The sequence below is a fragment of the Streptomyces sp. HUAS 15-9 genome (assembly GCF_025642155.1).
Classification (GTDB): domain Bacteria; phylum Actinomycetota; class Actinomycetes; order Streptomycetales; family Streptomycetaceae; genus Streptomyces.
This window is the reverse complement of record NZ_CP106798.1, coordinates 9247244-9258818: the sequence shown is the minus strand read 5'-3', so window position 1 is coordinate 9258818 and position 11575 is coordinate 9247244. Positions and strand designations below refer to the sequence as shown.

Annotated in this window: 3 protein-coding genes and 3 pseudogenes; 3 read left to right on the top strand and 3 right to left on the bottom strand. The window is 67.4% G+C overall.

All coding sequences use genetic code 11. The features are described from left to right. Positions 1 to 841: 841 nt before the first annotated feature. Complete coding sequence (locus tag N8I87_RS42200; protein ID WP_263216235.1) at positions 842 to 2926, bottom strand: AAA family ATPase; 2085 nt, start codon at positions 2924 to 2926, stop codon at positions 842 to 844. A gap of 3 nt (positions 2927 to 2929) precedes the next feature. Continuing rightward, a pseudogene (locus N8I87_RS44670) lies at positions 2930 to 4508 on the bottom strand (transposase). Between the two features lie 1356 nt (positions 4509 to 5864). Here N8I87_RS44670 and N8I87_RS44665 point away from each other — a divergent pair. Further along, positions 5865 to 6185 (top strand): CHAT domain-containing protein, encoded by a 321-nt coding sequence (locus N8I87_RS44665; RefSeq protein WP_411577357.1) that lies wholly within the window; start codon positions 5865 to 5867, stop codon positions 6183 to 6185. 245 nt (positions 6186 to 6430) lie between these two features. Here N8I87_RS44665 and N8I87_RS42190 read toward each other — a convergent pair whose 3' ends face one another. Next, on the bottom strand, positions 6431 to 9337 hold the full coding sequence (locus N8I87_RS42190; protein ID WP_263216233.1) for an NACHT domain-containing protein: 2907 nt from the start codon (positions 9335 to 9337) through the stop codon (positions 6431 to 6433). 444 nt (positions 9338 to 9781) lie between these two features. Between N8I87_RS42190 and N8I87_RS42185 the strand changes: the two are divergent. Both N8I87_RS42185 and N8I87_RS42180 read left to right on the top strand, forming a co-directional pair. Beyond that, positions 9782 to 10767 (top strand): annotated as a pseudogene (locus N8I87_RS42185) (IS1380 family transposase); the annotation flags it as partial. Positions 10768 to 11252: 485 nt separating this feature from the next. Continuing rightward, a pseudogene (locus N8I87_RS42180) lies at positions 11253 to 11560 on the top strand (transposase); the annotation flags it as partial. Between the last annotated feature and the right edge of the window lie 15 nt (positions 11561 to 11575).

The following is an 11575-nucleotide window of genomic DNA, read 5'->3' as shown; positions in this document are numbered from 1 at the left end:
GAACTCCCGTGCTGCGCACGGGAGTTGCGCTCCCGCTTCGCGGGAGCGCGTGTGGCTCGCGTTGCTCGCCACACAACTCGACTGCGCAGCAGTCGAGTTGATGCCCCCTCTGCTGCGCTACGGGGGCACGGCCCGCTATGCGGGCCTGATGCCGGGACTGCGTCCCGGCTGGCGGCTTCCGCTGCGCTCCAGCCTCCCCCGCGCTCCGCGCGGAACGGGCCTGCGGCCCTCGCGGCAGCAAGGGGCGGTGGGCCGGCCCCTTGCTTGGCGGGGGTCAGGACCGCGGTCTGGCCATTTCTGGAGGGGGCGTGGCTGTCTTTCATCGGTGCGCGCCAGCTCGCCCACACTCACCCGGAAGTGCAGCCCAGGCCTGACGGCTCTTCAACTTCACTACGTTCTTGCCCTTCCGTACGCAGGACACTGCGCTGCGGCCTGTCCCGGGAGCAGATGGAGCAGCTTGGGCGCATGAGTCCTGGCAACCTTGAGTACTGCTCGCATAGTTCTTGTCCACGCACTCAAGTCTCTTCCCATTGCGGCCGGTAGCAGCACTGTCGGCGCCCCGAAATGTGTGTGGCTTCTTCGGTCAGCACGCACCGGGAGTCTGTCGTGTGCGAGATTCCAGGAGCGTGGTGCGGGATGTTCCCGCACAGTGCGGGCCGAGCGAGGTTGGGGTGGCGTCCGGTGCGTGCTTCAAAATTTAGTCCAGATTCATTCTGGATCACGCCCTGTCCTCCGAGGGGCAGGGCGTGGGTGCCGTCGACCGGTGAAGCCGCGCAGTGTCCGACGAACCTGCGCGCTGCTGCGCAGGCGTCGGCATCCTGGGTGGGCTATCTCTCACTTCTCAGCTGAGCTGCGTCTTTTGCGGTGACAGTGCATGACGCGCACCGGTGACAGCGTGTGCCGTACACAGTGACAGGCAGATGCTCAGAAAGGGGCGTCGAAGTCTGCGCGGCCCGTAGTCGGGCGGCAGCCATCCTTTCTTCCGGGCAGCGATGGTCCGACGGGTGTGGGGAGGTGGTGGCGGGCAGCCTTCCATCAGGTCCTGGTCACTGGTGGGCCATGGGGTCGCGTAGTGGACAGTGCACAGGGGCCAGATCGTCTTCTGTGGCGGTTTCGGGCGTGGCTTCGCGCCCTGCCTTCGGCGGCGCTGCTTGGGGCGCGGTGGCTGGGGCGGACGGAGTTTGCAGCTCTCCGCGAAGGCTGTCAGGCCCGGCACGTCCGTATTCGCCAGAGGGTCGCTGAACAGCGGGCCGTCTGTGTCGGAGTGGATACGCCACAGGCAGGCCGCGGCCAGAAGGAGGGAGCGGGCCCAGAGCGGAACGTGGTGGGTCATGCAGCCCAGGCGGAGTCCCTCGTCGTGAAGGGTGATGGTGGAGGCGTCCAGGGCCAGGTCGCGGACGTGGGCGGTGTCGAGCTGCGTGGTGGATGCCGCAGTGAAAGCGGCGGTGGCGAGTTCGGCTGCCAGGTGCGGGTGAGCGGTGGCGTGGCGGAGACGGAAAGCAACCTCCGCCTCGGTGACCGGTGGCATCACAGGCGGGAAGAAGTCCATATCGGCCGCCGTGGGCGCGGTGCACTGGCAGGGGCGGGGACTTGCGTCGAGGGCACGAAGAGTGGTCAGGGCGGGCAGGCTGATCCACCGGTTCGCCAGCGGACGGTGCGGGATGGAGGCCTGGACTGCAGGGGATGGTTCGGCGGCCGGGAGGAGGGCTGCGGCCTCGGCCGGGTGGCAGTCGACGCCGACCAGGACGCGTTGAAGGGCCACGGGCAGGTAAGCGCGGTGACAGACCAGGGACAGGTGAAGGCCTGTGCGCTGGCGCAGGTGCAGCAGGGCGCGCAGGCGGTGAGGGGTGAGGTAGTGAGCGCGCAGCAGCATCAGGTGGGTGGTGCCGGTGGCGAGGATCCAGGCGGCTGCGATGGTCCAGGCGGAGGCCGTGTCGCGCTGGCGGTACCCGGTCAAGGGCACAGGCTTGCCGAGCGCGGCCAGGATGTCGTAGGCCAGTGCGAGGGTGGAATCGGTGCCCGGAGTGGGATGGACCGTGAGCCGGCCCGCCCAGGGGGCATGTGCGGCAAGAGCTGCGCGGGTGTGCACAAGGTCATCGTGCGGGTCCAGGACCACGATGAGGGTGGCGGACTGGTGCAGATCAGCATCGTGTCCCCGGCGAGGGAGCTTGCTGTAGGCCCAGCGCAGGAGGTCTTCGTCCACACGCGTCCGGCCTGTTGCTGCCAGGCCGCCCAGAAGCTGGTGGGTGATCTTGGCCCAGGCGCGGAAGTTCCCGTGGGCGGCTTCCTGGTCGCAGACGGCGATGAGCGCGGGGTCGGCGTCGGCCCACAAGGGATGGAACGCAGGGACGACCGTCTGGACCTCGGCCAGCGGCATCCGGGGAATCTCCTGCCAGGTGTAGACCCGTGATTCCAGCATCGGCTCGCTCTGCAGCGTCTCGAAGCAGCCGTTGCCTCCCGTGAAGATGATCGTCAGGCCGGTGTCGGAGTCATCCCAGAGGTAGCGCAGATACTCGAAGCAATGCTTGGACAGCCACTGCGCCTCGTCACACACCAGTACCTTCGGCTCGTCCAGAGCGGCGCGCAGCACCCGGTCGAATTCGATCGGCTGGGGCGGCGGTCGGCCCGGCAGTTCCAGAGCGTGAAAGAGCTCGTACCGCAGACCCCGGGTGGTGGGCCGGGCCTGGAACCGGATACGGCGCGTCAGTGCCGGAGCCAGCTCGCGCAGCGAGGCATTGACCGCCAGGGACTTGCCGTGGCCGGTAGCGCCGTAGATGCAGATCATCGCCTGGGCCTCGACGGCCACTCGGATGTTCTCCCGTACTTCCAGCAGGGTCTTGGTGGCAACAACGTGGGCGTCTTTCAGGCGCATGTAGTGGTCGTCGCGTTCTTGCGGGAGAAGGCCCCGGCGCTGTGCGGTCGTCATCGGTCAGCTCCCCTCGTCGGGCATGCTCGCCGGCGTGCTGGGGTCTGGTGCCAGTCGCTTGACGGGACGGGCCCAGGAGGCAGGGGGCTCGCTGGGCGGGATCAGATCCGGCAGCGCCCGCGCGGCCAGGTCCGCCCGGTGGCTGACGGCGAGTTCCTGCTCGGCCTGTACTGCCGTCAACGCGCCCAGCCTCTGCGGGCGCTGTGCACTGGTGACCGCCCCGAACCGGTCCCGCGTGTGACGCGAGGCAGCAGACAGCGCGCGGCCAGGCGGCGCTTCAGCTTCCCGGCTCTGGCGCACCGCACGCCGCTGGTCGGCGCTGGCCGCGTCTGCCAGGTGCGCTGTGCCCAAGTGCCTGCCCGAGGCCGCGTCGAAGACCTCGATCTCATGGTCATGATGCGGGATGTAGCGGATGCGTACCTTCGTGCCCGCATCCGCACGGCCGGTCATCCACTCCCCCACGTAGTACCGGCTTCGCCAGCGCACCCCGCACGCAGTCAGCGTGCGCACCCGTCCGTCGTCCTCCAGCGTGAACGCCCACAGCAGGTGAGCGTCCACGTCCTCGACCGGTGTGGGATCGTCCTGCCACGCCTGGAGCGGGGTACGCCCCTCAAGCGCCTGACTGGTGTGCTCCGTGTTCCACCATGTGATCCACTCCAGCAGCAGACCGACGAACACCGTGAACTCAAGCGGTTCTGCCCCCTGTGCCTGGCTCCCTCGGGTGCTCCGAGAGCCCGGGCGCAGCTGGGCAGACGGGGCGCGGGTGTAGCCGGGCAACGACGCGAAGAACATCCGCTCCACGCACCGGTTCAGGTTCTCCACCGTTCCCTTCAGCTCCGGGCGGTAGGCGGGGAGGTCCTCCACCGGCACCGCAAACGCACCCAGCGCCGCCGCCACCGTGGAAGAAAGGAAATCGCTGCCTCGGTCGATCCGCACCAGCGAAGGCAGACCCCGACCGGCCCGTACGGGCCAGACAGCTCTTCGTCCTCGACAAAGCAATCCTCAACGCGGCCAGAATCGCGTCCCTGGACGGCTGATGCGGTGTGACGGCTGCCCCGGCAATCGCGTTCGTCGCGCAATCGACGAACCACGTCACCCACGGACACACCAGCTCCCCATCCAGCACAACCTCGACGGGCACATGCGTGTGATCAGCCTCCCAGCACGCATTCCGCCACAACCTCGGCCGCCGCAAATGCACATCGTGCCGCCGCCGAGCCCGCTCCCCACCAGCAAGAGCCGCACGCTGCCCCGCACTCAGATCCCGGCGAATCGCCCGGTGCAACGTCGCCAACGACGGCACCGGCGAGGCGCAGCGGCCCTCAGCGACAGCCGCGGCATGCTCGACCACCAGCTCCCGGTGAACCGCAGCCGCGTTCCCACACCAGGCGAGAAGACGCGCATGCAACTCCGGCGTGACCCGGAACCGCTCCCGCCCCCGCGGCCCTGTACGCCCCTCCCGCCGAGCAGCCTCAAGCCACCGCCACACCGACCTGAGCGACACCCCCACCGAAGCCGCCACCAGACGGACATGCTCCGTGGTCAACTCCCCACGCCCGTCCAACACCAGCAGACGGGACACCGCCTGCTCCCGCCCCAACAACCCCGGCACACCAGCCACCGACCGCGCGACCGACCGGCCACCCTCGCTCCGCTGCGCACGACTCATACCGCACCGCCCGGCAAGAAAACCATCCCCCGCTACCGGCCACAGTCCCCCAACCAACAAACAGACAGCGCAGTTCACCGAAGAAGACGAGATGGGTCAACACCCGGCGTACACTCCCCCGACTCAGGAATCTGCACCACCACACCCCAGCCGAAATCAGCGGAGTGACACCAGCAGAACGCCACCCAACACCACATCACACCAGGTCAAAGACCTAGACACCGGTGACAACACACGCACACCACCACTGACACCAAACCGCAGATTCGCACCGTGACGCAGACTATATCGGCGATGAACGTCCCGTCCTGCTTCAGCGTGAGGGTGCCGCCGTCGGCATCGGTCCACGTGGTCGCAAGTTCGGCTGGTTTCAGCACGGCCGGTTCGCCAACGGGCGGCGGCCGGTCCATGAGCCTGCCGCAGGCCGTGAGAGCAAGGGCCATGGCGAGCAAGATCAGCGCAGTACGACTGTAACGCAACACACTCCACCCCTAGCGGGTTCCGCAGGCCGCGTGCGCGGCCGGTGGACTCAAGAACCCGCGCCGTACCCTGGCACGGAGTTTGAACATGTTCAAGTCTCAGTCGTCGGCGGCCACTCTTCACGAGGCGTGAGGCGGTACGGCAGCGAAGTACCGCAACCACAGCGGCCGATCGCGGTCGGGCCGCAAACAGTCCATGGAGCACCTTCTTCGCGAACCGCTTCCCGGCCGGCACACGCGACGGTCCATGCCATCACCACTTGACGCGACGGGCACCGCGACAGGTTGCTGACCATCCAGGGCAGAGAACAGCTGCCCGCCGCTACACCACACCAGGGGACATGACCGCCATCTGTGGCAGGTGGCGCCGCAGTGAGCCCGTCGGCCTCTTCGGTCGCGAATAGCCCGACAACCAACACACCGCTGTCCACTCCGTCGGTCAGCCCGCCGCCGAGCCTGATGGCAGCCTCGCAGCCGCAACTCGAACAGGTCCGCGTCATCCAAACCCCTGCCACCGGAGGTGACCCGAGCACGTCGTACTGCCTCGTGTACACCGGGTCAGACAGTGGGAACGTGAAGGATGCGATCCTCCTCGCAAATGCACCCGCGTACCAGTGCACAGATCTCCTTGCGTACGACCCTGAGGGCGCGGGCTCGTTCTCCACAGAAGTGCCGTCGTGCGAGCCGCCCGCTCGGGCGGCTGTGTTGAGCTTCACGGAAAGCTCAGAGTGGGCCGGTACGGTTTACTTCACGTGCTTGACCCGGCATACGGGCGCGTGAGCTGACACACATGGGCTCTGGTGTCGCCCGGCTGGAGCGTCCAGCAGCCGGGCGACGACAATGGCACCGCTTCAGGACCCCTCGTATGTGGTACCGAGCCGTCGCCCGGGCGGACGGGTGCGGATGCGCGCTGATCGGAACTCTGTGGGTGATCAACGACAGCGCTTCTGTGCAGTTCGCGCGCACCTTCTACACGGAACTGCGGACCGCACGCGGCACGTTGGATACGAGCCGATCCGCGCTCGCTCTCCACAACGCCATCCACGAACTTCGTGGCAAGTTCCTGAACACTCCATCACTCTGGGCCGCTTACCTACACGCAGGCGCCTGAACCATCTCATGATGGATGTAGCGTTGGCAGGCGTTTATCGGTAAGTCCGGCTATATGAACCTGCGGAATGGGGGGCATACATGGGCCTCCACGGCGATTCGGCTGCGGTTGCATCGTGGAGGCGGGGCGGCTCCTCAACCCGGATCGTCACCGCCACACCGACCGGACAACTGACCCGCAGATCCCTGACAACGACCGCGTTCTTCAAGGCGCTAGCGTTACTGGCTGCGGGCCAGCTGCGCTTATCAAAGGGTCAGCGAAGAAGTCCTGGTGTCGACGGAAGTGGTGGCGAGTTGTTCTTGCAGCCGGGCGTGCCGGAACTGGTACACAGCCCCGGCCTGTCGAAGGACACCCCGGCGGTGGGCATCGTCGAGGAAGGCCATGAGCCGCCAGGGCAACCGCTCGAGGCCACACAGCCACAGTCGGGTGGTGAGCAGCCATCCCCAGGCGCTCAGACTGGCCGCGAGGAGGCCAGCCAGGAGTGTGACGGCTATCAGGGAGCCCGTTTCGGAGTACAGGTGCACCAAGAACAGGAGTTGGAAGCCGACGGAGGCGGTGATGGGGGCGAGGGAGAGGCCGCGAATGACGGCAGTGGCCCGGTCCGCGCGAAGACTTGCGATGGGGCTCGACGTGCGCGCGGTGTCAGCCGGTGAAGTAAGCCAATACTGCAATCCAGCCACCATGCAGCTGATCAGACCGATCGCCAGGCCATATTGCAGACCGAAGGCGGCCACCTTACTAAAGAGCCGAGCTGGCGAGACTCTTTCCGACCAATCATCGAGGGGCTGGGACACCGTACCGATCAGCTCAGAGTCAGCGTAGGCGACCGTCCCGCTAGGCAACTCCACCATGGCAAAGTAATCGCCGCTTCGTTGGACGACTCTGATAGGGCCGTTGAAGGGGATGCATGTTGTCCCGTCGACACCACAGTCACCGAGGAGGTCGTCGCGTTCGTCGGCGGATGTCGACTTTCGATCAGTCGATGGAGTGTCCAACCACGTATCGCCATCAGAGTATTTGACGAGGACTCCATGGATCGGGTCAGGCGGTTGCACGTAGATGCCGCCGTCCGGAAGTGGACCGTAGCGCCAACCGTCGGCAGTTACGGCATAGCGCGTGCCGTCGGGCTGTTCGTGTACCGTGTCGCCGGCCACGAACTCGCCTTGCAGGTCAGCTCGGATCATGAGGGTGACTGCTGCGGCTAGGCCAAATGCGAGGCTCAGACAGAGGCTCGCCAGTAGGCTGGTCGCCAGCCCTCGGACCAAGGCCTTTCCCGGCTGGCGTCGGCGCTGCGGTCGTGCCCCTTGTCTGGGCCAGACCGCGCGTGCGACTGGAATCCCAGCCACCACTGCGATCGCACCTGCGATCCAGAGGGGAAGCCGCGTGGACGCCCCCTCAGCGACGAGAACAACAACCACCACCACGGCTAGCACGCTCATGACGCGGTAGAAAACGGATCCGCCTCGCCCACCTCTGCCCGCCGGCGCAGTGGACGGATGCGGCTCGCCTGTGACCCCCAGAGCGGCAAGCACGAGCACGATGGCCAGCCCAGCCCCCATCGCGACCACGAACGCACCCGCCGACCAGTCCTCAACCGCACTGCCCGGGGTGTAATCGCCCATCCGCCCCCCTTCAAGAACCAACCGGCTCATGGCGCCCACTGCAACGCCCAACGGAACCGCCGATGAGACCAGGACGGTTTGCCGGGGCAGCCGCACCGCCGGCCGTCGAAGCACCTGCAGGGTGGGACCGCGGGACAGGATCAGATACCCGATCCATATCCCGGCCACGTATCCGCACGGCACGGTCAGCAACAGCACTTGATCGCGTACAGCCGCTGTAACTGCTGCCGCTGCCACCACTGCGCATCCCAGGAGCAGGAGGGGTCCCAGCAGGCGAAGAGGCCTCGGTAGCATCAGGCGCAGTTGCCACCAGGCCAGGTCGCGGGTCTGGCGTTGCTGCAGATGGCGGGCGAGAAAGCCGAGCCAACGCCGGACATCCTCGCCGTTCACGGACGCGTCACGGAAGGCGGCGGGCACAAAGGCGTCCAGAAGGTGCTGTTCCACGACGGCCGGGTCGTGGAAGCGGGGATCGAGGAGTTCGGCAGGGTCGGCGCCGGTGTCGTCGTAGACGGTGCGGGCCATCGCCACCATCAGCGGGCTGGCAAGGACCTGGCGCAGCGCCCGGGCCGCCGGCTCGTGGGGGTGGGTGCGGACGTGGTCGAGGACCGGTGCCCAGCGGGTCGTGCGCTGCCCGTCGGGGCCCCGGGTGGGGCGGGCAGTGCGCCGCAGGTAAGCGCTGGCGTCGTCGAAGGCGGGGGGCTGCAGTTCGACCACCGCGGCCGCGGTGAACACGTCCCCGCTCTGGACGACGTCGGCATAGACCCGGGTGCGGCAGGTCAGCAGGACCGGGGCATCGGCGTCGAGTTCGGCGTTCAGCCGCCGTATCGCGTGCGCCTGCAAGGGTGCCGGGATCTCGTCAAGGCCGTCCAAGACCGGCAGGACGCGGCCGACGGCCAACAGGTCGCGGCCCCAGGTGGCCCCGGGGTAGGTGGCGGCCAGCGAGGCCGCCATCCATTCCTGCAGGCCTTGGCGGTCCGGCTGCCAGTTCGACACGGAGAACACCACAGGTACGGGGTCCTGAGGCCCGCGGCGCTCCAGCAGATCCAGAGTGAAGCGCAGCGCCAGCACACTCTTGCCGCTTCCCCGCTCGCCCAGCACCACCAGCCTGCGCGACGGCACCTGGGCGAAGACCTCGACGATCTGCTCCAGCCGCGCGCTCAGGTCCTCCGGGCCGCCGATGTTCTCCCGGTGATCGGACAGCCACGGGTCGGCTGGCGCCCAGCCAACTTGCAGCGGGGCGGGGTCCTGCAGCTGTCGCAGCCGCCATTCCGCCTGCCACTGTTCTTGGACCACTTCAGCCACTTGCCCGGTGAGCCGGTCGATCCTCTCCTGCCGCGACGACCCACTCTCTTGCGCGGCTCCTTCCCGCAGCAGACTTACGGCCAGACCCGTCACGGACAGCCCGAAACCGAGCACCGCCGTCAACGACCCGGTGTCGCCGAGGTCCCCATTCCTGCCTGCCACGACGAAGACCACGCCCATGGCGAGCGCCGCTGCCGCCCAGATGCCATGCCGCCAGTACCGGTTCACGCGGCCCCCCGGCCCCCGAATTCCCCTGCCTGGAGAATACGCTCCGCCACCACGCGAGCGCGATGCCGGGGTTGTTGTTCTTGTGGGACGGGCATGGCTTCATTACCGCCTGCCACCAGCACTGGAACAACGTCACCGCGGCGGCGACTACGTAACCCGACGGCCAAGATCAAGAATTACAGCTGCCACGGCTGCGGGCGAATCACTCCGGGTTCGAGCTCCTCTCCTGAATCCAGGCGGCGGTGCCGCGCCGGGAAAGCACGGCAGCGTAGTCAGCTCGGGTAGAGCCAGCCTCCTTGGTCCACTTGTCGGCCCGACTTAGCCTCGGGCTTTCATGAAGCCTGGCGTCCGACGGGTGGTCAGACAAACGAAAAGTGCCTCTGACCAGCAAGAATGAGGACTGTCGAGGTCCTTGTTCCTGCCACCGTCGGAGGCACTTCCCAGGTGAAGAAGCGTATCGGGTCCTACCCGCGTGTCCGTACTGAAGGTGGGGGTGGTCTCCCAGGCCGGCGGTGTGCTGCTGGTGGAGACGATTCGCAAGACCGGCCTGGATCGGGCGATATCGGCGGCGTTGGCGCCGTGGCGCAAGCCGCGGGCGGTGCATGATCCGGGAAAGATCCTTCTGGATGTGGCGCTCGCGGTCGCGCTGGGCGGGGACTGCCTGGCCGATGTGGGCATGCTGCGGGCCGAGCCGGCCTTGTTCGGGCCGGTGGCCTCTGATCCGACCGTGTCCCGGCTGATCGACACGCTGGCAGCGGGCGGGAGGCCTGCGCTGACCGCGCTGCGCAGGACCCGCGCTCAAGTCCGCGAATATGTATGGACGTTGGCCGGTGAGGAAGCTCCGGACGCCGGCGGGCAGGTGGTCGTGGACCTGGAGGGGGTGCTGGTCATCGCGCACTCCGAGAAGCAGGAAGCGGCCGCGACCTGGAAGAAGACCTTCGGGCACCATCCGCTGATGGGGTTCGTCGACCACGGCCAAGGCGGGTCCGGCGAACCCGTGGCCGGTCTGCTGCGGCCAGGGAACGCGGGCAGCAACACCGCCGCCGACCACATCACCACCGCCCAACTCGCCCTGGCCCAGCTGCCCAAGAAGTACCGGCGCGGACGACAGACACTGATCCGTACTGACTCCGGCGGCGGCACCCACGAGTTCGTCAACTGGCTGTCCGCGCTGGGGCCGGTGGCTGTCGTACTCGGTCGCCATGACCATCACCGACGCCATCCACCAGGCCGTCTTGAAGGTTCCCGCATCGGCCTGGACGGTGGCCGTCGAACCCGGTGGCGAGATCCGTGAGGGTGCCTGGGTGGCCGAACTCGACGGAGACTGCCTCAAAGGCTGGCCCAAAGGGATACGGCTGATCGTCCGCGAGGAACGCCCGCATCCGGGCGCCCAGCTGCGCTTCACCGACGCCGACGGCATGCGCTTGACCTAATGGGCAGTCAAGCGAGTCATCACCGACCGACTCCGGAGCCGAGAACTCTGACCGCGGTAGGCCGTGGGTCTCGCTGCCAGTTCGGCGGCGAGGGCGGGACAGGAAAGCCATGCGTCTGACCTGAGGTACGACCTCTGGAAGCAGAGCTGGACTCTTGCTCCGTTTCTCTCCGCCGAGCGTGACCACGGCTTCTCTCCAGCTGTGGCGCATGTCCTCCAACTCCTGCGGCACCCGGCCCGTACCGGAGAGGCTGTTGCGTGGTCCGAGCCACCTGCAGGGAGATCCCTCACCTCGCCGGGAACCTTCGAGTTCCTGCCAAGACCAGGGCCCCTGCAGGAGCGCTGGGGACACGAACGGCCAATCGGATGTCGAGCCTTGAGAGCTCTGCCATTAGGGAGCACGCGTGTCCTGCACCGGCTTGACCAGCCAGAACCAAAGGAGAGGCAGGAGAGAACATGAACATGTTCTGCGGTGTTGACTGGGCTGAAGACCGCATCCGCGCCGCCACCGACCTGCGCAACTTCCCGCTCCATGACATGGCGCAGAACAGGTCTGGCTGGAGATCGTCCAGATCGCCCTGGACCTGCTCGCCTGGATGCCGATGCTCGCCCTGACCGGCAAGCCCCGTCTGTGGGAACCCCGCCGGCTCCGCCTGCAGCTGTTCTCCACCGCTGCCCAGCTCGTCACCACCGGCCGCCGCCGCATCCTCCGTCTCGCCCACCACTGGCCATGGAGCGGTGTGATCACCGAGGCCCTGGCCCGGCTCGAAGCCCTGCCGAAACCCGGCTGACCAGCACGTTCCCTT